This is a genomic window from Pseudomonas paraversuta, from assembly GCF_904063065.1.
Lineage (GTDB): Bacteria > Pseudomonadota > Gammaproteobacteria > Pseudomonadales > Pseudomonadaceae > Aquipseudomonas > Aquipseudomonas paraversuta.
In genome coordinates this window covers 112,947-134,681 of record NZ_CAJFCL010000006.1, presented here as the reverse complement: position 1 = coordinate 134,681, position 21,735 = coordinate 112,947, and the positions used below count along the sequence as shown (strand labels likewise).

The window sequence follows — 21,735 nt, the reverse complement described above, 5'->3', positions numbered from 1 at the left end:
TGATTTTGACACATTGAATCTGTGTCGTAGGGAAGGTAAGCAAGATGGTACAGGTCAGAGCACACCAGCCGATCAACACCGACGGCAGTCTCAACCTCGAGGCATGGCTTGATCACGCGGTGAGTGTCGATGCGGCGCTGGACCGTGAAGCCTTGAAGGAAGCGTGCGAGTTTGCGCGTGAGGCGGAACAGCAGGCCAATGCGGCTAAAAACCTGTGGGCCGAAGGCATGTCGAGCTTTCGCACCGGTTTGGAAATCGCCGAGATTCTCGCTGATCTCAAGCTGGATCAAGACTCTCTGGTGGCAGCGATTCTTTACCGCTGTGTTCGCGAAGGGCAGGTGCAGTTGCCTGCCGTCAGTCAGCGCTTTGGTCCGGTGGTGGCCAAACTGATTGATGGCGTGCTGCGCATGGCGGCCATCAGCGCCAGTCTCAGTCCCCGTCAGTCCATGGTGCTGGGCACCCAGGGCCAGGTCGAAAACCTGCGCAAGATGCTGGTCGCCATGGTCGATGACGTGCGTGTGGCACTGATCAAGCTGGCCGAGCGCACCTGCGCCATTCGTGCGGTCAAGAATGCGCCGGATGAAAAGCGTAATCGGGTTGCCCGCGAAGTGTTCGATATTTACGCGCCGCTGGCACACCGTCTGGGTATCGGCCATATCAAGTGGGAACTGGAGGACTTGTCCTTCCGCTACCTCGAGCCTGAACAGTACAAACAGATTGCCACTTTGCTGCATGAGCGCCGGCTTGATCGCGAGCGCTTTATCAGTGACGTGATGAACCAGTTGCGCACTGAACTGGTGGCCACCGGGGTTGACGCCGATATCAGCGGCCGGGCCAAACATATCTATTCCATCTGGCGCAAAATGCAGCGCAAGGGCCTGGCCTTCAGCCAGATCTATGACGTGCGTGCGGTCCGGGTTCTGGTCCCGGAGATGCGCGACTGCTATACCGCGCTGGGTATCGTCCACACGTTGTGGCGACACATTCCCAAAGAGTTCGACGATTACATCGCCAACCCCAAGGAAAACGGCTACCGCTCGCTGCACACTGCGGTGATCGGGCCTGAAGGCAAGGTGCTGGAAGTGCAGATCCGCACCCACGCCATGCACGAAGAAGCGGAGCTGGGGGTTTGCGCACACTGGCGTTACAAGGGCACCGACGTAAAAGCCGGGTCCAACCAGTACGAAGAGAAAATCTCGTGGTTGCGCCAGGTGCTGGAATGGCACGAAGAGCTGGGAGACATTGGCGGCCTTGCCGAGCAGCTGCGGGTCGATATCGAGCCGGACCGGGTTTATATCTTCACCCCTGACGGTCATGCGATCGACTTGCCCAAAGGCTCCACACCGCTGGACTTCGCTTATCGGGTGCATACCGAGATCGGCCACAACTGCCGTGGCGCCAAGATCAACGGGCGCATCGTGCCGCTCAACTACACCCTGCAAACGGGTGAGCAAGTCGAGATCATCACCAGCAAGCACGGCACGCCGAGCCGCGACTGGCTGAACCCGAACCTGGGCTACATCACCACGTCCCGGGCGCGGGCCAAGATCGTTCACTGGTACAAGTTGCAGGCCCGCGACCAGAACGTTGCCGCCGGTAAAACCTTGCTCGAGCGCGAGCTGAGCCGTTTGGGCTTGCCGGGTGTGGACTACGAGAAGCTCGCTGACAAAGCCAACATGCGAACCGCCGAGGACATGTACGCGGCCCTCGGTGCCGGCGATCTGCGGTTGGCGCAACTGATCAACCTGGCGCAACAGCTGGTGGAGCCGGAGCGCGGCAACGAGCAGATGGAGCTCATTCCCCGCAAGGCCACCGGCTACAAGCCGGGCAAGCGTGGAGATATCCAGATCGAGGGCGTGGGCAACCTGCTGACACAAATGGCCGGATGCTGCCAGCCACTGCCGGGCGATGCGATTGTCGGCTACATCACCCAGGGTCGTGGTGTGAGCATTCACCGTCAGGACTGCGCCTCGGTGCTGCAACTGGGCAGTCGTGAGCCAGAGCGGATCATTCAGGTCAATTGGGGGCCGATCCCGGTCTCGACCTATCCGGTCGATATCGAGATCCGTGCCTACGACCGTTCGGGATTGTTGCGTGACGTGTCCCAGGTGCTGCTCAATGAGCGGATCAACGTGCTGGCGGTCAATACCCGCTCGAACAAGGAAAACAACACGGCGTTGATGTCCTTGACCATCGAGATCCCGGGGCTGGATGCATTGGGGCGTTTGCTGGGGCGGATTTCGCAGCTGCCGAACATCATCGAAACCCGCCGCATAGGGCGCAGCGAGCCACGCTAGCGGCGAGCTTTGAGCAGCAAGCAGCAAGTTAAAGCCGGGCGCGGCCTGTCTTTGTTTTCTCTTGCAGCTTGCCGCTAAAAAACTGAAGGATCCTGATGCATACCTTGGACGATTTGCTGTTTTTGATGACCCGGCTGCGGGATCCGCAGTACGGCTGCCCGTGGGATATCAAGCAAACCTACGCCACGATCGTGCCCTATACCCTCGAAGAAGCCTACGAAGTGGCTGATGCCATTGAGCGCAGCGACTTCGAGCATTTACAGGGCGAACTGGGCGATCTGCTGTTTCAGGTGGTGTATTACAGCCAGCTGGCCCGCGAAGAAGGGCGGTTTGAATTCGCCGGGGTGATCGACAGCATTACCCGCAAGCTGATTCGTCGTCATCCCCATGTATTCCCGACTGGCGATCTGTATGCGCCGCTGGATGTGCCGCGCCTGAGCGAAGAGCAGGTCAAGGTGCGCTGGGATGAGATCAAGGCCCAGGAGCGTGCAGAAAAGTCTGCGGCACCCGAGCAGTTGTCGTTGCTCGATGACGTGCCTGTGGCCTTGCCGGCCTTGTCCCGGGCCGCCAAGTTACAAAAGCGCGCGGCTCAGGTCGGGTTTGACTGGCCTGCTGCTTTGCCGGTACTGGACAAGGTTCGTGAAGAGCTGGACGAAGTGCTGGAGGCCATGGCGGATAACGATTCGGTGGCGATCCATGATGAGATTGGAGACCTGCTGTTTTCAGTGGTAAACCTCGCCCGGCACCTTAAAGTTGATCCCGAAACAGCCTTGCGCGGTGCCAATGCTAAATTTGACCGACGTTTCCGGTTTATTGAGCAGGCATTGCGCGATACCCTGCGTCCCATTGAAGATTGCACCCTTGAAGACCTGGACGCCCTGTGGGGCGAAGCCAAGCGTCAGGAAAAGAATTTACCCAGCTGCGGCTGAGTTTGCCTAAGTGAGTAAGTAGATGAGCATTTCCCTACGCGACCAGTTGCTCAAAGCCGGACTGGTCAACGAGAAGCAGGCCAAACAGGCCGGCAAAGAAAAGCAAAAGCAGCAACGCCTGGTACACAAAGGCCAGATTGAGCAGGACGATACTCAGCAGCGTCTGGCTGCCGAAGCCAAGGCCGAAAAGGTCAAGCGCGACCAGGAGCTCAATCGTCAGCAACAGGAAAAGGTCGAGCAAAAGGCCCGCGCGGCGCAGATCAAGCAACTGATCGAAGTATCGCGTCTGCCCAAGCTGACCACCGAGGACTATTACAACTTCGTTGACGACAAGAAGGTCAAGCGCCTGTCGGTCAACACCTTGATGCGCAACAAGCTGGCCAATGGTTCGCTGGCAATTGTGCAGCACCAGGGTGGTTACGAAGTGATTCCCCGTGAGGCCGCACTGAAGATCCAGGAGCGCGACCCGCGCCGTATTGTCCAGCTCAACATCCTGGTGGAGTCGAAGACGCCGGAAGAAGACGATCCGTACGCGGCTTATCAGATTCCGGACGACCTGATGTGGTAACCCTGCAGGAGCGAGCTCGCTCCTGCAGGTGTTGATTGCCCCGGATACGACAAACCCCGCTTCGGCGGGGTTTGTGTTTTTCAAGTCTGTGGTTTTAGTGACTCATGCCTGATGTTTCTGCGCTTCCAGCTTTTCCAGCTCAGCCTTGTAGCTTTGAGCGTCGCTTTCGCGGTGGAACATACCAACCAGTACGTCTTCCTGATGCACGTCCCACAGGTGAATACCGTGGGCCACAAGCTGGTGGAACATACGTGAATCGTCGCGTTCAGTTACTTTGATAGTCATCTGCTTGCTCCAAATTCTGATGGGGATCTGCGGCAAGGCGTCGCAGGTCTTCTTTATAGAATTTGTTAGCTTCCTAAGTAAATAGCCAATTGTCATGCTGTCATGTTGTTAAAAACGTCATATCGCTGCAGCCCTTTAACTACGGGGTGTTTACGAAATGATCCAATAGTTTTATGACAAATGTTTCATGTTGGAAGGCTTTCTGATGGCAGGAGAGGCGGCTCCTGCGGGGATAGCGCTTTGCACTCAGATAAGGTTCAGAAACGAAAAAACCTCGCCGAAGCGAGGTTTTGTCTTATAGCTTGCAGCTCAGGGCTTGCCGCTTAGTTGCCCTTGACTGTTTTGCCATTCACCGTGCCGTCCAGCAGCATGATGTTGTATTCCTTGCCGTCTTTTTCGACCTGACGCAGTTTTACCAGCAGACCATCCCAGTTCTTGGCGAACCACATTTCAGTGATGCGCTTGTTCTGGGACGGGTCGCGAACACGTTCGACCTTGATCGCGTCTACCTTGCCGGCTTTGGTCTCGACCACTTCCGGGCCGATGACGCGGAAGTCATAGGTATCAACATCGTTGCCATCGACCACCTGATAGCTCATCGACTTTTTGCCCGCAGCCACATCGCGCTGCAGGGCCAGTTGGTAGGTGGACTTGTCGAGCATGCCGGTCAGCAACTTCACGTTTACCGGCTCTTTATTGTCGGTGCCGGTGACGGTCATGTCGGACCAGTCGAAATTGAGATCGATGTTCTTGGCCTTGCCCAGACCGCCACGTTCGAAGTGGTAGGTCAGCGGAACCGGCTTGTCTTTTTCCAGCTTGAGGGTGCTTTCTTCGTTCAGGCTGGCCACCAGCATCGAGGCCTTGAAGTTCAAGGTCCAGTTGCCGTCGCTGTTTTTAGTCAGGCTACGCTCGGCAGAACCGCTCATCGGCAACTGTTTCCAGTCTGCGGTGTAGCTGGCGTTGAAAGGCTGAAGATCGGCCGCCTGCACTGCTGGAATAGTCAGCAGGCTGAGGGCGAGGAGCAGGGCACGACGCATAATGTCTCCTAGGTTCGTATCAAGTGGCCGCTGGCCGCAAGTAATTGACCGTCTAATAATGCGCCTTGCTCGTCAAGTGCCAAACGACCTTCGGCAAACCAGCGCACTGCAAGCGGATAAATCCGGTGTTCCTGGGTATGAACCCGTTGCGCCAGACTGTGTGGCGAGTCGTCGGACTTTACCGGCACTACTGCCTGTACGACCAGAGGCCCGCCATCGAGTTCCTCGGTTACAAAGTGCACGCTGCAGCCGTGCTCGCGATCACCCGCCTCCAGCGCGCGCTGATGGGTATGCAAGCCTTTGTATTTGGGCAGCAACGAGGGGTGGATATTGAGCAGGCGACCCTGATAGTGGCGTACGAAGTCTGCGCTGAGAATGCGCATGAATCCGGCCAGAACCACCAGTTGCGGTTTGAAAGTGTCAATGACTTCGATCAGTGCAGCATCGAAGGCCTCGCGGCCCTCGAATGCTTTGTGATCCAGTACGCAGGTATCGATACCTGCGTCTTTGGCGCGTTGCAGGCCGTAGGCATCAGCGCGGTTGGAAATCACCGCGCGAATTTTAGCCGGGCTGTCCTTGATGTCATTGCTGTCGATCAAGGCCTGCAAGTTGCTGCCGGTGCCGGAAAGCAGCACCACTACATCACAGGTGTCAGGCATTAGTGCGCCTTGAGGTTTTGCAGCTCAACTTGTGGCGCGCCTTCGGCGGCCGTTTCGATATGGCCGATCACCCATGGCTGCTCGCCAGCTTCACGCAGTACGTTCAGGGCGGTCTCTACGTCGGCCTGGGCTACGCAGATCACCATGCCTACGCCGCAGTTCAGCACGCGATGCATTTCGGTTTCGGCCACGTTGCCTTTTTCCTGCAACCAGTCGAATACCGCCGGGCGCTGCCAGCTGGCAACATCAACTACCGCCTGAGCGCCTTTTGGCAGAACGCGCGGGATGTTGTCGAGCAGGCCGCCACCGGTGATGTGGGCCATGGCTTTGACAACGCCGGTGTCTTTGATCAGCTTGAGCAGCGGCTTGACGTAGATGCGGGTCGGAGCCATCAGCAGATCGGTCAGCGGCTTGCCGTCGAGCTGGATGTTTTCGATGTCGGCACCGGACACTTCGATGATCTTGCGGATCAGCGAGTAACCGTTGGAGTGCGGGCCCGAAGATGGCAGGGCGAGCAGGGCATCACCGGCAGCAACCCGGGAGCCGTCGATGATTTCGGACTTCTCTACAACGCCAACGCAGAAACCGGCCAGGTCGTAGTCTTCGCCTTCGTACATGCCCGGCATTTCAGCGGTTTCGCCGCCTACCAGCGAGCAGCCGGACAGTTCACAGCCAGCGCCGATACCGGTAACCACCTGGGTCGCGGTTTCTACGTTGAGCTTGCCGGTGGCGTAGTAATCGAGGAAGAACAGTGGCTCTGCGCCGCACACGATCAGGTCGTTAACGCACATTGCAACCAGGTCGATGCCGATGCTGTCGTGTTTGTTCAGGTTCAGTGCCAGGCGCAGCTTGGTACCTACACCGTCGGTGCCGGAAACCAGAACAGGCTGCTTGTAGCCAGCCGGAATTTCGCAGAGGGCGCCAAAACCGCCGAGGCCGCCCATCACTTCCGGGCGTGCAGTGCGCTTGGCCACGCTCTTGATGCGTTCGACCAATGCTTCACCGGCGTCGATGTCTACACCGGCGTCTTTGTAGCTCAGGGATGGTTGCTTGCTCATAATCCAGGCCTTTAGGGGGGATTCGGGGGTATCGACCGAGTTCAGAGGGCTGGCTTGCACGTGCTCAGGTATTGAACGGAGCATTTACATGGCGCCCGGCTGTTGCCGGTCTGCGAAGGCGCGCGATTTTATCAGGCTTGAAGGGCAGCGGCCATCCTCGGGCCGACAGGCAGGGTTATATCTGTCGAAAAAAACCTTTTTTAGTCGTATTAGGGTCTGTGCCCGGGCCTGTATAAGGTATAGATGTCTGGTTTCTATTTGTTATACCGAATGAAAACTGCTGGGTTGGGGTGAATGATTCGGCTGCGGCCCTGTCTGAAGCCTTGTCGAGTGTTTTTATACGGCTTTTATAGTGTCTTTTGCCGTCGGGAATTTTTCATGCGCTTTCATCAATTTTTAGCTGTGGGCTGTTTGTCATTTTTTAGCCTGGCCAGTCACGCCGAAATTCTGACCGGTCTGTATCAAGTTCGGGAACCGGTCTCCAGTCAAACTCCAGAAGAACGTACCCAAGCCACGCAAAAAGCCCTGGAAACCCTGGTTTTGCGCCTCACGGGCGATGCCAAGGCTGTACAGAACCCGGCACTGGAAGCGATTCGCAAAGACCCGCAGCAAATCATCAGCCAATACGGTTATGACGCGGGCCCGCCCGAAAGCCTGCAAGTTGACTTCGATCCTGTGAGCACTGACCGGGCTCTGCGCCAGGCCGGATTGTCGCTGTGGGGCACCAACCGTCCGGCGCTGCTCGGCTGGTGGTTGAATGATTCGGTTGACGGATCGAGCCTGGTCGGTGATGGCCAGTCGGCTGCCGGACCTTTGCGGCTCGCGGCGCAACACCGCGGCTTGCCGCTGCGCCTGCCGTTGGCGGACTTGAGTGAGCAACTGGTCGGAACTGCGGAAAATCTCGAGGGCAGTAACCCGGCCCCCTTGAAGGATGCTTCCGAGCGTTACGGCGCAGATGCATTGCTGGCCGTGCATGCCCGTGAGGATGATGGCAAGTGGAGCGCCAAGTGGCGTCTATGGGTTGGCGATCAGCAAGAACAAGGCACTGCTGAAGCGTCCGATCAGGCCGCTCTGGCTGATGCGGTGATGCTGGCCGTGAGTCAGCGGCTGGCCCCGCGCTATGCAGTCAAGCCCGGTATTTCCACTGAGCAGTTGCTGCAGGTGCAGGGCATGACGCTGGAGCGTTACGCGCAGTTGGGGCGTTTGCTCGAGCCGTTTGGTGGTCAGCTCAAAAGCGTCGAGGGTGACCGCATTGTTTATCAGGTCAACGGTAGTGCCGAACAGTTGCGCTCACAGCTGGGCCTGGCCCAGTTGCATGAAGTGACTGCTGATCAGGCGCAGGGCGCAACTGATGCGCCGGGCGTGCAGTTACGGTTTCGCTGGTAGGTTTTTTTCTTCTATATAAAGGATGGGTAGTTCATGGCAGATTCGCGGCGTTGGGTATGGTGGGGCGTAGCGTTTGCAGCGGCCTTGTTCGTGTATTTTTTGCATCCAATACTCACGCCGTTTCTGGTCGCGATCGTTCTGGCCTACATGTTCGACCCTGTGGTTGATCGTCTTGAAAAGTACGGTTTTTCAAGAACCTGGGGCGTCGTCACGGTTTTCGCGCTGTTCACCGTCATTTTCATGACTCTGCTCCTGGTGTTGGTTCCGTTGCTGGCCAAGCAGTTGCTGAAACTCTATCAACTGGCACCTCTGGTGCTGGATTGGCTGCAGCACACGGCCATGCCCTGGGTACAGGCCAAGTTCGGGTTGAGTGACGGTTTCTGGCAGTTTGACAAGATCAAGGCGGCGATCACCGAGCACGTGGGGCAGGCCGGCGACATCGTCGGGGTGGTGTTGTCCAAGGCGACCGCTTCAAGTCTGGCGCTGGTAGGCTTTCTGGCGAATCTGGTGCTGATTCCGGTGGTGGCGTTTTACCTGTTGCGGGACTGGAACATCTTGCTGGAAAAAATCCGCAATTTGCTGCCGCGTGACAGTGAAGAGCGGATTGTGTCCCTGGCCAAAGAATGTCACGACGTACTCGGTGCGTTTGTTCGCGGTCAGTTGCTGGTGATGCTGGCCCTGGGGGTTATCTACTCGGCCGGGCTGATGCTGGTCGGGCTTGAGCTGGGGCTGTTGATTGGACTGATGGCAGGTCTGGCGGCCATCGTGCCCTACATGGGCTTTATCATCGGGATCGGCGCGGCGTTGACCGCAGGCCTGTTCCAGTTCGGCGGTGACCTTTACCCGATGCTCGGCATCGTTGCGGTGTTCATGGTCGGGCAGGCGCTGGAAGGCATGGTGCTCACGCCATTGCTGGTGGGAGACCGGATCGGCCTGCACCCGGTAGCGGTGATCTTTGCCATTCTGGCCGGTGGCGAGCTGTTCGGTTTTACCGGGGTGTTGCTGGCGCTGCCGGTGGCGGCCGTGATCATGGTGCTGGTGCGCCATGTGCAGGATGCGTACAAGGACTCCCAGGTATACAAAGGCGATGAGGACCCTCAGCTGTAACGGTGTGAGGGTTTGACGAAGGCCGGTTCATTCTGCAATGAACCGGCCTTTTTTCTTGCCCCGTAATTTTGCCGATCCATGAGATAAAGCTCATTCAATCCAAGACCTTAACGCAAACCTTTGATTTTGTTCGTGGTCTGTTACATTGTGCGCCCGGCTACACGGGTATAAACTTTGCAAACTTTACACAGAGGCCACTAACGGTTCGTTTGAACTGTTCAGTCAGCATGAAACCGATTCAGCTGCCCCTAGGTGTGCGTCTGCGTGATGACGCTACCTTCATAAACTACTATCCAGGCGCCAATGCCGCTGCACTAGGCTATGTCGAGCGTCTGTGCGAAGCCGACGCCGGCTGGACAGAAAGCCTGATCTATCTTTGGGGCAAGCAGGGCGTAGGCCGTACGCACTTGCTACAGGCTGCATGCCTGCGCTTTGAACAGATGGGGGAGCCGGCAGTCTATCTGCCGCTGGCCGAGTTGCAGGATCGCGGGATTGAAATCCTCGATAACCTTGAACAGTACGAGCTGGTCTGCCTGGACGACCTGCAGGCGGTGGCCGGGCGTGCTGATTGGGAAGAAGCGCTGTTTCACCTGTTCAATCGTCTGCGCGACAGCGGGCGCCGCCTGTTGATTGCAGCTTCGGCATCGCCCCGTGAGTTGCCGATCAAGCTGGCCGACCTCAAGTCACGCCTGACCATGGCTCTGGTTTTCCAGATGCGCCCCCTGTCCGATGAAGACAAATTGCGCGCCTTGCAATTGCGTGCATCCCGTCGCGGCCTGCACCTGACCGACGAGGTGGGGCATTTTATCCTCACCCGCGGTACCCGCAGCATGAGCGCGCTGTTTGATCTGCTGGAGCGGCTTGATCAGGCGTCCCTGCAAGCGCAGCGCAAGCTGACCATCCCCTTCCTGAAAGAAACCCTCGGCTGGTAACTCGCCCTCGTTCGTCCACGCCTTGTCATGTGTGCCTGCGGGGCTGCTGACAATATTCAGGCGTCAGAAAACCTGCGTGGCAGAGGGCTGCGCGCACAAAATCGATTGTTAGGGGTGTAAAGCCTTAGATGTCATGACAAAACGCTCAGGTCACATTTAGATCGATTGAATTTGCAAATGAGGATCATAGAAGGCATAGTCGCGGCTACTTTTCTTTCAAGCCACGGTCGTGCCCATGCTAAAGCGCTTCGCACCCCTCGTGCCCCTCGCACTCGTTACCCTGTTGTTCGGCTGCGCTGCACACACACCAGTGTCACAGCAAGTTGTGCAACAACAGGTTCAAAAGCCATCAGCGTCCCAGGCTTCCGCTGTTTATCAGGAAGAACTGGCGACTGAAAAAGAACTGGCCCAATTTTCCGCCAACAGCAAGCCTTATGAACTGCCAGCCCTGGCTGACAGCATTCTTGAGCGTGGCATGTCCTTGATCGGTACCCGTTACCGTTTTGGCGGCACCTCTGAGGCAGGCTTTGATTGCAGCGGGTTCATCGGCTACCTGTTCAAAGAAGAAGCGGGCATGCAACTGCCCCGTTCAACGCGGGAAATGATCAACGTAAAAGCACCGTTGGTCGCGCGAAACAACCTCAAACCGGGTGACTTGCTGTTCTTCAGCACCAATGGTCGCGGCCGTGTCAGCCATGCCGGGATTTACCTGGGCGATGACCAGTTTATTCACTCCAGCAGCCGCCGTAGCGGTGGTGTGCGGATCGACAGCCTGGGCGATACCTACTGGAACAAGACCTTTATGGAAGCCAAGCGTGCATTGGCGATGGCGCCTACAAACGTTGTAGCGCGCAAGTAAAGTTAAAGTCTTACTTGAAGTTTGGCCTCTAAGGTCTAGAATTCAGTCGCATAGTTAATTCCTGAAGCCGCGAAGGTGCCCCCTGTCGCGGTTTCGGGTTTCGCGGCCCCAGTAGCCGTATCCAGAATCAGGAACATTCTGTTTATGTCGACCATGGCCCGCGTTGCCCTTCTGACTCTAGCAGCACTGCTCAGTGCCTGCGCCAGCCACCCCCCGCCAGCCTCCGTGGTGCAAAAGCAGGTGGTGTTTTCCAACTCCCCTGAAGACGCTTCGCCGATTGCTGCGGATGTGCTGTTCCGTGCCCTGGGGCTGGTCGGTACGCCTTATCGCTGGGGCGGTAATACCCCGGATTCCGGTTTTGATTGCAGTGGTTTGATCAAGTACGTCTACAACGATGCCGCAGGTATTTCCTTGCCCCGTACCACTCGCGAGATGATCGTGATGCGGGTGCAGAGTGTTGGCAAAGACAAGCTGCAAACCGGTGACTTGCTGTTTTTCGCTACCAGTGGTGGTTCCCGGGTCAGTCATGCCGGGATTTATGTTGGCGAGGGCCGCTTCGTGCATGCGCCTGCAACAGGCGGCACGGTCAAGCTGGACAGCCTGAACAAGGCCTACTGGCAGAAAGCCTATCTGGAGGCCAAGCGTGTACTGCCGACCGAGCAGCATCTGGCCCACAACCCGTAAGCCAAAGCCGAACCAGTAGGAGCGAGCCCTTGAGCGGCTCGCTCCTGCAGTTTATTTCCCGGACACCCGCCAGATCTTGTTGCCAACATCATCGGCAACCAGCAGATCCCCCTGTTTATCAATCACTACCCCTACCGGGCGGCCCATGGCTTTCTCATCGGCATTGAGAAAACCGGTCAGTACGTCCACCGGCATGCCGGCAGGTTTGCCTTCAGTGAACGGCACGAAAATCACTTTATAGCCACTGTGGGGTTTGCGGTTCCAGGAGCCGTGCTGGCCAATAAATGCGCCCTCGGTAAAGTTGGGCAGCTTGCTGTTTGTCGCAAAACTGAGCCCCAGGGATGCCGTATGCGGGCCCACGGCATAGTCCGGCGCGATGGCTTTGGCCACCAGATCCGGGTTTTGTGGATTAACCCGTGTATCCACGTGTTGCCCGTAGTAGCTGAAAGGCCAGCCATAGAAGCCGCCATCCTGTACCGAGGTGATGTAGTCAGGCACCAGATCGCTGCCGATTTCGTCGCGTTCGTTAACCGCAGTCCAGAGTTTTCCTGATTTTGGCTCCCAGTCCATGCCGTTGGGGTTGCGCAGGCCCGAAGCGAAAATACGGTGGCTGCCGGTAGCCGGGTCCACTTCCCAGATCGCGGCGCGGCCTTGCTCTTTGTCCAGGCCGTTTTCGCCCACGTTGCTGTTGGAACCCACGCTGACATAGAGTTTTTTACCATCCGGGCTGGCGATGACGTTTTTGGTCCAGTGGTGGTTCAGCGGGCCGCCGGGCAGGTCGACGACCTTGGTCGGCGGGGCGCTGATGGATTGCTCGCCGGCCTGATAGGGGAAGCGCAGCAGTTTGTCGGCGTCTGCGACATACAGATCATTGCCCACCAGGGTCATGCCGAACGGGGAGTTGAGCTTGTCGATAAAAACCGTGCGGGTTTCTGCCACGCCGTCATGGTTGCTGTCGCGCAGCAGCGTGATCCTGTTGGCGCTGGGGACTGCGGCCCCGGCCCGGCCCATGACTTTCTCCATCACCCAGCCGCGGATACCCTTGCTGTCATCCGGCTTGGGCGGTGCATTGGTTTCTGCCACCAGCACATCACCATTGGGTAGCACGTAGAGCCAGCGGGGGTGGTCAAGACCTTCGGCGAAGGCTGCCACTTTCAGTCCCTGGGCGGCAGTCGGCGTAGTGCCCTCGGGCCAGCCTATGGCCGGTGCGATGTTGACTGTCGGAATCAGCGTCTTGTTCGGTTCCGGCAGCTTGGGTGAAGGGCCGGTGCCATCCACCACTTGCAGGGTCGAACTCTCGCCACAGGCGGCCAACCCTGCTGCAAGTACGATGACAATGGCGTGCTGGCGCTTGAGCATGAAGATCTCCATCAGTTCTTGGGCTTGTCAGTCATAGAGGAGCGTAGCTGCTCAAAGGTTCAAGTCGTTGCTGCCGGCTTTAATTGACGCTCCACCCCCAACCCTCTAACCTTCGCGGCTTGTTTCAGGTGCTCTGTGGCCAAAGGTCGACAGGGTGAAACAGGGAAGCCGGTGAGGGCGTGTTTGATCCACACAACCGCTTTGATCCCGGCGCTGCCCCCGCAACGGTAAATGAGTAAAGGCTGCGCTCGATGTCACTGTGTTTTTGCACGGGAAGACGCGTGGTCAGGGTTGCTCCGTCTGGAGTATCCCGCTTGTGAGCCCGGAGACCGGCCTGATCCATCCAACACCTCGCGGCGGGCGATGGTGTGCTTTTTGTTGCAATGTCCCCCGCCTCCCGTTTGCATGATTGAGCCCCAACGGAGAGCTGCCATGAACGAATCCCCCGAACGCGACGAACGTCACCAGGCGCGCATGCTGCGCAAAAAAGCCGTAATGGATGAGCGCATTGCCAGCGCCCCTAACGAGTGCGGGCTGCTGCTGGTACTGACCGGCAACGGTAAAGGCAAAAGCAGTTCGGCCTTTGGCATGCTGGCACGGGCCATGGGCCACGGCATGCAGTGCGGTGTGGTGCAATTCATCAAGGGTCGCAACAGCACCGGCGAAGAGATTTTCTTCCGCCGTTTCCCGGAACAGGTGCGTTACCACGTGATGGGTGAAGGCTTTACCTGGGAAACCCAGGATCGCCAGCGTGATATCGCCGCGGCCGAGGCTGCGTGGGAAGTATCCCGCGAGATGCTGCGCGACCCCTCCATCGGTCTGGTGGTGCTGGATGAACTGAATATTGCGCTCAAGCACGGCTATCTCGACCTCGAGCAAGTGTTGAGCGACCTGCAAGCCCGTCCGCCGATGCAGCATGTATTGGTCACCGGACGCGGCGCTAAACCTGAACTGATAGACCTGGCCGATACCGTGACCGAAATGGGTGTGATCAAACATGCCTTCCAGTCCGGGATCAAAGCCCAGAAAGGCATCGAATTGTGAGTGTTCAAGCATGAGAGAGTCGCGTCATTGCCCGGCGGTATTGATCGCCGCACCGGCCTCGGGCCAGGGCAAGACCACCGTCACCGCCGCCCTGGCCCGATTGCATCGCAATCAAGGGCGCAAGGTGCGGGTATTCAAGTGTGGCCCGGATTTTCTCGATCCCATGATCCTCGAGCGCGCCAGCGGGGCGCCGGTGTATCAGGTGGATTTGTGGATGGTGGGCGCCGATGAAAGCCGCCGCCTGTTGTGGGAAGCCGCAGGTGAAGCGGACCTGATTCTGATTGAAGGGGTGATGGGCTTGTTCGACGGCACGCCGTCCAGCGCTGATCTGGCGCGTCATTTTGGCGTGCCGGTGTTGGGCGTGATTGATGGCACTGCCATGGCCCAGACCTTTGGTGCGCTGGCGTTGGGCCTGGCGCGGTATCAGCCGGACTTGCCGTTTGCCGGGGTGCTGGCCAACCGCGTCGGTACCGTGCGCCATGCGCAGTTGCTGGAGGGAAGCCTGACTGAAGGTCTGCGCTGGTATGGCGCGCTGTCCCGTGAAACCGCAATCGAACTGCCAAGCCGTCACCTGGGCCTGGTCCAGGCCAGCGAGTTGAATGATCTGGATGCACGCCTTGATGCGGCAGCCGCAGCCCTGGCCAGCACCTGTGAGGTAGCGCTGCCACCGGCGGTGGAGTTCGCTGCACCGCAGTTGGTACCTGCCGAGCCATTATTGGCCGGAGTGCGTATTGCCGTGGCCCGGGATGAAGCCTTCGCCTTCACCTATGGCGCGAGCCTGGCGCTGTTGCGGGACATGGGCGCCGAATTGCTGTTCTTCTCGCCGATTCACGATGCCTGCTTGCCCGAGGCTGACAGTCTGTATTTGCCGGGCGGTTATCCTGAACTGCATCACCTTGAGCTGTCGCGTAATACGCCGATGCTGCAGGCCATTCGCGCGCACCATGCTGCGGGCAAACCCTTGCTTGCGGAATGCGGTGGCATGCTCTATCTGCTGGATGCCCTGACCGACGTCGACGGCCAGCGTGCCGAGCTGGTGGGGCTGCTGGCCGGTGAAGCGACCATGCAAAAGCGCCTGGCGGCACTGGCGTTGCAGGCGGTCGAGATGCCCGAAGGGCTGCTGCGCGGTCACACCTACCATCACTCGTTGACCACTACTGAGCTTGAGCCCATTGCCCGGGGCCTGAGCCCCAATGGCGGGCGTGGTGCTGAAGCGGTGTATCGTGACGGGCGGATGACAGCGTCTTATGTGCACTTTTACTTTCCGTCCAATCCCCAGGCCATTGCTGCGTTGTTCGCGCCCTGTGCCGTGAAGGTGTCATGAGCGACAACGCATTCAGTCCTGACGAGCGAGCCGCTGTCTATCGCGCCATCGCCGAACGCCGCGACATGCGGCACTTCAGCGGTGGCACGGTGGCTCCTCAACTGTTATCACGGCTGCTTGAAGCCGCGCATCAGGCGCCCAGTGTGGGCCTGATGCAGCCGTGGCGGTTCATCCGCATCAGCGATCGCCAGTTGCGCAGCAAGGTGCAAGCCCTGGTGGAAGAAGAGCGGGTACGCACTGCTGAAGCGTTGGGTGAGCGCTCCGATGAGTTCATGACCCTCAAAGTAGAGGGGATCAACGATTGCGCCGAAGTGTTGGTGGCTGCGTTGATGGATGACCGTGAGAAGCACATTTTCGGTCGCCGGACCTTGCCGGAGATGGACATGGCATCCTTGTCCTGTGCGATCCAGAACCTGTGGCTGGCCGCCCGGGTCGAGGGCTTGGGCATGGGCTGGGTGTCGCTGTTCGAACCCCGGGCGCTGGCCGAGCTGCTGGGTTTGCCTGCGGGCGCCAAGCCGTTGGCTGTACTGTGCCTGGGCCCGGTCGAGAGCTTTTATCCAGCACCTATGCTGATACTCGAAGGATGGGCCAAAGCGCGTCCCTTGAGTGAACTGGTCTATGAGAATTATTGGGGAGTGAGCCCATGAGTGTGGCGTTGCTGTGCGTCGCCGGAGTGGCACTGGACGCGCTGTTCGGTGAGCCCAAGCGCAGGCATCCGCTGGTTGCGTTTGGCCGGATGGCTGAGCGTATCGAACAACGTTTCAATTCCGGTGGCCGGGGCTGGCGCAGCCATGGCGTGACAGCCTGGGTGCTGGCGGTTGTGCCATTTACGATCCTGGCCACAGCCTTGTCGTGGCTGCCTTACATCGGCTGGCTGGTGGACATTCTGGCGCTGTATTGCGCGCTGGGCATGCGCAGTCTGGGCGAGCACGTGCAGCCGGTGGCACAAGCCCTGCGCAGCAATGATCTGGACGAAGCCCGTACCCGGGTCGGCTACCTGGTCAGTCGCCAGACCAGCGAACTGGATGCGACTGAAGTGGCCCGCGCCGCCACTGAATCGGTACTGGAGAACGGCAGCGATGCAGTGTTCGCCGCCTTGTTCTGGTTTGCCGTGGCCGGTGCGCCGGGTGTAGTGCTCTATCGTTTGAGTAATACCCTGGATGCCATGTGGGGCTATCGCAACGAACGCTTCGAGCGTTTTGGCTGGGCGGCTGCGCGGATCGATGATGTGCTGAACTACATTCCTGCGCGTCTGGTTGCCTTGACCTACGCCGTACTGGGTAAAACCCGACTGGCCCTTAAGTGCTGGCGCAAACAGGCGCCGCAATGGGACAGCCCTAATGCGGGGCCGGTGATGGCGGCGGGCGCAGGTGCCCTGGAGGTCGAGTTGGGCGGCCCGGCGATTTACCACGGTGAACTGCACGAGCGCGGGCAATTGGGCGAAGGTGCGCCGGCGGATGCCGATTCGATCAATCGCGGCTGGCAGTTGGTGCAACGCGGGGTGTGGTTGTGGTTATTGATCCTGTGCGTGGGGAGTGAATTCTATGCTTGAGCACGGCGGACGTTTACGCCAGGCAGTCCTGCACTACGGCATTGCCGAGGCCGACTGGCTGGACCTGTCCAGTGGCCTGGCGCCCTGGCCATTCGCAATTCCCGAGATTGATCAGCGTGCCTGGGCGCGCTTGCCGGAAACCGACGACGGGCTTGAGCATGCGGCCTGTGCCTATTACGGAGCACCCAATGTGTTGCCGGTGCCGGGTTCGCAGTGCGCCATTCAGTTGCTGCCGCGCCTGCGTCGGGGGGGCAAGGTCGGTGTGCTGTCGCCCTGTTATGCCGAGCACGCTGAGGCATGGCGGCGCAGCGGGCACATCGTGCGCGAAATCATGGAACAGGAAGTCGATTTCTACCTCGATACCCTGGATGTACTGGTGGTGGTTAACCCCAATAACCCCACAGGCTTGAGCCTGTCCGCCGAGCGCCTGCTGGAATGGCACGCCAGGCTGGCCCAGCGCGGAGGCTGGCTGGTGGTGGACGAGGCCTTTATGGACAACACGCCGGATTTGAGTCTGTCGGCCCAGAGCTGGCGTACCGGACTGATTGTGTTGCGCTCCTTCGGCAAGTTCTTTGGCCTGGCCGGCATACGCTTGGGCTTTGTTCTGGCGGAACTCAAATTGCTCAAATTGCTGGCCGAACAGGTCGGGCCATGGGCCGTCAGCGGGCCGACCCGGATTGTCGGTCAGGCCTGCCTGCTAGACACCGCAGCCCAGGCGCTGCAGCGCGAGCGCAGCGTACTGGCCAGCGGGCGTCTGGCGCGATTGCTTGGCGTACATGATTTGCCGCCCCAGGGCGGATGCGCGCTGTTTCAGTGGCTGATTACGCCCCATGCCGACCGTCTTTACGAATTCATGGCCCAGCGCGGCATTTTGCTGCGTCTGTTTGCCCATAACAGCAGCGTACGTTTCGGTCTGCCGGCCACCGAGGCTGACTGGTTGCGGCTGGAGCAGACGTTGCTGGCCTACACCAAGGAAGTTGCATGAGTACTTTGATGGTGCAGGGCACCACCTCCGATGCCGGTAAAAGTACCCTGGTCACGGCCTTGTGCCGCTGGCTGACCCGTGAGGGTGTGCGTGTGGTGCCGTTCAAGCCGCAGAACATGGCACTCAACAGTGCCGTAACCGCTGAGGGCGGCGAGATCGGCCGGGCGCAGGCAGTTCAGGCGCAGGCGGCCGGCCTGGCGCCGCACACGGATATGAATCCGGTGCTGCTCAAGCCCAACAGTGACACCGGCGCGCAAGTGATTATCCATGGTCGTGCGGTGACCAGCATGAACGCGGTGGCCTACCACGACTACAAGGCCATTGCCATGCAGGCGGTGCTGGCCTCGCATCGACGTTTGAGTGCCGAGTACCCGGTGGTGATGGTCGAGGGCGCGGGTTCGCCTGCCGAGATCAACCTGCGTGCCGGTGACATCGCCAACATGGGCTTTGCCGAAGCCGTGGATTGCCCGGTGATCCTGATCGCCGATATCAACCGCGGCGGCGTGTTCGCGCATCTGGTCGGCACTCTGGAGTTGCTCAGCGAAACCGAGCAGGCACGGGTCAAGGGCTTCATCATCAACCGTTTTCGTGGCGACATTGCCTTGCTCCAGCCCGGTCTTGACTGGCTCGAGCAGCGCACGGGCAAGCCGGTGATCGGGGTCTTGCCCTATGTGATGGATTTGCACCTCGAGGCCGAAGACGGCATTGATCAGCGTCAGACCGACAAGGCGGATCAAGTGCTCAGGGTGGTAGTGCCGGTGCTGCCGCGTATCAGTAACCACACCGACTTCGACCCGCTGCGTTTACACCCGCAGGTGGACTTGCAGTTTGTCGGGCCGGGCCAGCCCATCCCGGCTGCAGACTTGATCATTCTGCCGGGCTCCAAGAGCGTGCGCAGCGATCTGGCCTATTTGCGGGCCAATGGCTGGGACACTGCCATCAACCGTCACTTGCGCTATGGCGGCAAGTTGCTGGGGATTTGCGGCGGTTTACAGATGCTCGGCGAGCAGGTTCACGACCCATTAGGCCTGGAAGGTACTGCGGGCTCAAGCGCGGGGCTGGGGTTGCTGGCATTCAGCACCGAGCTCGCCGCCGAGAAGCAGCTGCGCAATGTGCGCGGGCATCTGGCTCTGGAAAACGCTGAAGTCTGTGGTTACGAAATCCATGCGGGGGTGACTACCGGCGTGGCGCTGGAGCGGCCGGCGGTGCAACTGGAAGATGGCCGCTGTGACGGCGCGCAAAGCGCCGACGGGCAAATTTTCGGCACCTATTTGCATGGCTTGTTCGAGTCGCCTGCGGCCTGCAGTGCCTTGCTGCGCTGGGCCGGCTTGCAGGACGTGCAATCGGTGGATTACCACGCCCTGCGTGAGCGGGATATCGAACGCCTGGCGGACCTGGTGCAAAACCATCTGGATACCGGGCTGCTTCGTCAATTATGCGGGCTCTGATATCCCTGCGGGGGCCCGGCTTGCCTGCGTTAGCGTCAGTGGCCAGAGCGCCTTCTTCTGCTAGAGGTTCCAAAACATGCTGCAACTGATTCTGGGCGGAGCCCGCTCGGGGAAAAGTCGCCTGGCCGAGAAGCTCGCGGCCGGGTCCGGTCTGGCCGTCACCTATATTGCCACCAGCCAGCCGCTGGACGGTGAGATGAACGAGCGCGTGCGTCACCATCGTGAGCGCCGCCCTGGGCATTGGGCGCTGGTTGAAGAGCCGGTGGAGCTGGCCCGGGTACTGCGCGACAACGCCCGGGCAGATTCTTTTCTGCTGGTGGATTGCCTGACGCTATGGCTGACCAACCTGTTGCTGCTTGAAGATCCACAGCGCCTGAGCGCCGAGCGTGATGCGCTGCTGGAGTGCCTGGCTGAACTGCCGGGTGAAATCGTGTTGGTCAGCAACGAAACCGGAATGGGTGTCGTACCGCTGGGCGAATTGACTCGCCGCTATGTCGATGAAGCCGGTTGGTTGCATCAAGCCTTGGCCGAGCGCTGTCAGCGAGTAGTGCTGACGGTGGCGGGCCTGCCCCTGACGTTGAAAGGAACTGCACTATGAATACCCCGTGGTGGCTGACCCCGTGCAAGCCGGTTGATCATGCAATGTCGACGGCAGCGGCCGAGCGTCAGCAGCAATTGACCAAGCCGGCAGGTTCTTTGGGCCAGCTGGAAGCTTTGGCAGTGCAGCTGGCCGGGTTGCAGGGGCGGTTGAAACCCCGTGCCGATCAAATATGGGTTGCGATTTTTGCAGGTGATCACGGCGTGGTGGCGGAGGGTGTATCGGCTTATCCGCAAGCGGTCACCGGGCAAATGCTGCACAACTTTGTCAGCGGCGGCGCGGCAATCAGCGTGCTGGCCCGTCAGTTGGGCGCGCAACTGGATGTGGTGGATCTGGGCACTGTTACCCCGATGCTCAATCTGGCGGGGGTCCGGCATTTGCAGCTGGGGGCCGGCACGGCCAACTTTGCCACGGGCGCGGCGATGACTGACAGTCAGGGCTTGAAAGCTCTGCAGGCGGGTCGTGACAGCGTATTGCGTGCACTGGCAGCGGGCAGTGAGTTGTTTATCGGCGGTGAAATGGGTATCGGCAATACGGCGTCGGCCAGTGCCGTGGCCTGTGCGCTGCTCGATTGCCCGGCTGCGCATTTGACCGGGCCGGGTACCGGTCTGGATGCGGCGGGTGTGAGCCATAAAGCCCGGGTGATCGATCAGGCGCTGGCGTTTCACGACGGGCTGCTGGATGACCCGTTGCAGACTCTGTTTCGCTTGGGCGGCTTTGAAATTGCAGCCTTGGCCGGGGCCTATGTGGCGTGTGCGCAAGAAGGCCTGGTGGCGCTGGTCGATGGCTTTATTTGCACGGTTGCGGCCATGGTCGCCGTACGCTTGAATCCCGAATGCCGAGAGTGGCTGATCTTCGCCCATCGCGGCGCCGAGCAGGGGCATCGCCATGTGCTGGAAAGCCTGCAGGCACAACCGTTGCTCGACCTCGGCTTGCGCCTGGGCGAGGGCAGCGGTGCTGCGCTGGCGGTCCCCTTGGTGCGTCTTGCCTGCGACCTGCACGGGCAGATGGCGACCTTTGCCGAGGCCTCCGTGGCGGACCGCCCGGCATGAGTGTGCAGCTGGATCTGTTGCGCCATGGTGAAACCGAACTGGGCGGCGGTCTGCGTGGCAGTCTCGATGACGCGCTGACGGCCCTGGGCTGGGAGCAGATGCGGGAGGCGGTCAAAGGCCGCGGGCCGTGGGATCGTATTGTCAGCTCGCCATTGCAGCGTTGTGCCTTGTTCGCGCGGGAATTGAGCCAGCAACTGGCGTTACCGGTGTCTTTCGACAAGGACCTGCAGGAGCTGCATTTTGGTGCATGGGAGGGCTGTAGTCCTGCCGCGCTGATGGAGACCGATGCCGAGGCGCTGGGCTTGTTCTGGACAGACCCCTACGGCTTTACTCCGCCGCAAGGCGAGCCAGTGCTGGAGTTCTCGGCGCGGGTGCTGTCAGCGGTTAGCCGTTTGCAGCAACAGTTTGCCGGCGAGCGGGTGCTGGTGGTGTGCCACGGCGGGGTGATGAAACTGCTGCTGGCCCGGGCCCGGGGTCTGCCCCGTGAGCACTTGTTGCAGGTGCAGGTGGTCAATGGTGCGCTGTTCGGCCTGCGTGTCGCAGCGCACGGCGTATTGAGCGAAGAGGGTTGA

General features: G+C 59.6%; 22 protein-coding genes and 1 riboswitch. Of the genes, 17 read left to right on the top strand and 5 right to left on the bottom strand.

The genetic code is table 11. From position 1 onward, the window contains the following. Positions 1 to 44 precede the first annotated feature (44 nt). The 3 genes from relA (at position 45) to JQ845_RS13875 (ending at position 3,794) form a co-directional block, all read left to right on the top strand. Positions 45 to 2,297 (top strand): GTP diphosphokinase, encoded by a 2,253-nt coding sequence (relA, locus tag JQ845_RS13885; protein ID WP_003442805.1) that lies wholly within the window; start codon positions 45 to 47, stop codon positions 2,295 to 2,297. Between the two features lie 95 nt (positions 2,298 to 2,392). Beyond that, on the top strand, positions 2,393 to 3,226 hold the full coding sequence (mazG, locus tag JQ845_RS13880; RefSeq protein ID WP_003442803.1) for a nucleoside triphosphate pyrophosphohydrolase: 834 nt from the start codon (positions 2,393 to 2,395) through the stop codon (positions 3,224 to 3,226). A 22-nt stretch (positions 3,227 to 3,248) separates the two neighbouring features. Next, positions 3,249 to 3,794, top strand: coding sequence for a DUF2058 domain-containing protein (locus JQ845_RS13875; protein ID WP_003442800.1), 546 nt, complete (start codon positions 3,249 to 3,251; stop codon positions 3,792 to 3,794). Positions 3,795 to 3,896: 102 nt separating this feature from the next. On the opposite strand, the gene JQ845_RS13870 is transcribed toward JQ845_RS13875, so the two are convergent. From JQ845_RS13870 to purM, 4 genes are all read right to left on the bottom strand, one after another. Continuing rightward, positions 3,897 to 4,079 (bottom strand): hypothetical protein, encoded by a 183-nt coding sequence (locus JQ845_RS13870; protein WP_003442797.1) that lies wholly within the window; start codon positions 4,077 to 4,079, stop codon positions 3,897 to 3,899. A gap of 323 nt (positions 4,080 to 4,402) precedes the next feature. Then, positions 4,403 to 5,116 (bottom strand): DUF3108 domain-containing protein, encoded by a 714-nt coding sequence (locus JQ845_RS13865; RefSeq protein WP_003442792.1) that lies wholly within the window; start codon positions 5,114 to 5,116, stop codon positions 4,403 to 4,405. A gap of 8 nt (positions 5,117 to 5,124) precedes the next feature. Next, positions 5,125 to 5,775 carry a phosphoribosylglycinamide formyltransferase gene (gene purN / locus JQ845_RS13860; RefSeq protein WP_003442790.1) on the bottom strand — a complete coding sequence of 217 codons (651 nt, stop codon included), beginning with the start codon at positions 5,773 to 5,775 and terminating at the stop codon, positions 5,125 to 5,127. Next, entirely contained in the window at positions 5,775 to 6,833 is a 1,059-nt protein-coding gene (purM, locus tag JQ845_RS13855) for a phosphoribosylformylglycinamidine cyclo-ligase (protein ID WP_003442788.1), read from the bottom strand. The genes purN and purM overlap by 1 nt, the downstream gene beginning before the upstream one ends. A 378-nt stretch (positions 6,834 to 7,211) precedes the next feature. Between purM and JQ845_RS13850 the strand changes: the two genes are divergently transcribed. From JQ845_RS13850 to JQ845_RS13830, 5 genes are all read left to right on the top strand, one after another. Next, positions 7,212 to 8,219 (top strand): DUF2066 domain-containing protein, encoded by a 1,008-nt coding sequence (locus tag JQ845_RS13850; RefSeq protein WP_160626915.1) that lies wholly within the window; start codon positions 7,212 to 7,214, stop codon positions 8,217 to 8,219. 33 nt (positions 8,220 to 8,252) lie between these two features. Then, positions 8,253 to 9,326: an AI-2E family transporter gene (locus tag JQ845_RS13845; protein WP_003442784.1), complete on the top strand. Its 1,074-nt coding sequence runs from the start codon at positions 8,253 to 8,255 to the stop codon at positions 9,324 to 9,326. Between the two features lie 227 nt (positions 9,327 to 9,553). Then, positions 9,554 to 10,258, top strand: a complete 705-nt coding sequence (gene hda / locus JQ845_RS13840) for a DnaA regulatory inactivator Hda (protein WP_003442781.1) — start codon at positions 9,554 to 9,556, stop codon at positions 10,256 to 10,258. 235 nt (positions 10,259 to 10,493) lie between these two features. After that, on the top strand, positions 10,494 to 11,117 hold the full coding sequence (locus JQ845_RS13835) for a C40 family peptidase (protein ID WP_010655754.1): 624 nt from the start codon (positions 10,494 to 10,496) through the stop codon (positions 11,115 to 11,117). A 144-nt stretch (positions 11,118 to 11,261) separates the two neighbouring features. Continuing rightward, positions 11,262 to 11,801 (top strand): C40 family peptidase, encoded by a 540-nt coding sequence (locus JQ845_RS13830; protein ID WP_203009150.1) that lies wholly within the window; start codon positions 11,262 to 11,264, stop codon positions 11,799 to 11,801. 51 nt (positions 11,802 to 11,852) lie between these two features. Here JQ845_RS13830 and JQ845_RS13825 read toward each other — a convergent pair whose 3' ends face one another. After that, a complete protein-coding gene (locus tag JQ845_RS13825; RefSeq protein ID WP_203009149.1) occupies positions 11,853 to 13,160 on the bottom strand; it encodes a PQQ-dependent sugar dehydrogenase in 1,308 nt (435 codons plus the stop codon). 109 nt (positions 13,161 to 13,269) lie between these two features. Continuing rightward, positions 13,270 to 13,512, top strand: a riboswitch (cobalamin riboswitch). Positions 13,513 to 13,592: 80 nt separating this feature from the next. Here JQ845_RS13825 and cobO point away from each other — a divergent pair. The 9 genes from cobO (at position 13,593) to cobC (ending at position 21,735) form a co-directional block, all read left to right on the top strand. Further along, a complete protein-coding gene (gene cobO, locus JQ845_RS13820) occupies positions 13,593 to 14,204 on the top strand; it encodes a cob(I)yrinic acid a,c-diamide adenosyltransferase (protein WP_003442773.1) in 612 nt (203 codons plus the stop codon). Positions 14,205 to 14,214: 10 nt separating this feature from the next. Next, positions 14,215 to 15,528 (top strand): cobyrinate a,c-diamide synthase, encoded by a 1,314-nt coding sequence (locus JQ845_RS13815; protein WP_161718168.1) that lies wholly within the window; start codon positions 14,215 to 14,217, stop codon positions 15,526 to 15,528. Beyond that, positions 15,525 to 16,175 (top strand): 5,6-dimethylbenzimidazole synthase, encoded by a 651-nt coding sequence (gene bluB / locus JQ845_RS13810; RefSeq protein ID WP_127196167.1) that lies wholly within the window; start codon positions 15,525 to 15,527, stop codon positions 16,173 to 16,175. Before JQ845_RS13815 ends, bluB begins: the two co-directional genes overlap by 4 nt. Continuing rightward, positions 16,172 to 17,080 (top strand): adenosylcobinamide-phosphate synthase CbiB, encoded by a 909-nt coding sequence (cbiB, locus tag JQ845_RS13805; protein ID WP_003442764.1) that lies wholly within the window; start codon positions 16,172 to 16,174, stop codon positions 17,078 to 17,080. Before bluB ends, cbiB begins: the two co-directional genes overlap by 4 nt. Further along, positions 17,073 to 18,065 (top strand): threonine-phosphate decarboxylase CobD, encoded by a 993-nt coding sequence (gene cobD / locus JQ845_RS13800; RefSeq protein WP_010655757.1) that lies wholly within the window; start codon positions 17,073 to 17,075, stop codon positions 18,063 to 18,065. Before cbiB ends, cobD begins: the two co-directional genes overlap by 8 nt. Continuing rightward, the gene (locus JQ845_RS13795) at positions 18,062 to 19,513 is read left to right on the top strand and encodes a cobyric acid synthase (RefSeq protein ID WP_127196168.1); all 1,452 of its coding nucleotides are present in this window, start codon (positions 18,062 to 18,064) and stop codon (positions 19,511 to 19,513) included. The genes cobD and JQ845_RS13795 overlap by 4 nt, the downstream gene beginning before the upstream one ends. 76 nt (positions 19,514 to 19,589) lie before the next feature. Then, positions 19,590 to 20,111, top strand: coding sequence for a bifunctional adenosylcobinamide kinase/adenosylcobinamide-phosphate guanylyltransferase (gene cobU / locus JQ845_RS13790; RefSeq protein WP_003442759.1), 522 nt, complete (start codon positions 19,590 to 19,592; stop codon positions 20,109 to 20,111). Further along, complete coding sequence (gene cobT, locus JQ845_RS13785; protein ID WP_010655758.1) at positions 20,108 to 21,163, top strand: nicotinate-nucleotide--dimethylbenzimidazole phosphoribosyltransferase; 1,056 nt, start codon at positions 20,108 to 20,110, stop codon at positions 21,161 to 21,163. Before cobU ends, cobT begins: the two co-directional genes overlap by 4 nt. Further along, complete coding sequence (gene cobC, locus JQ845_RS13780; RefSeq protein ID WP_161718166.1) at positions 21,160 to 21,735, top strand: alpha-ribazole phosphatase family protein; 576 nt, start codon at positions 21,160 to 21,162, stop codon at positions 21,733 to 21,735. The genes cobT and cobC overlap by 4 nt, the downstream gene beginning before the upstream one ends.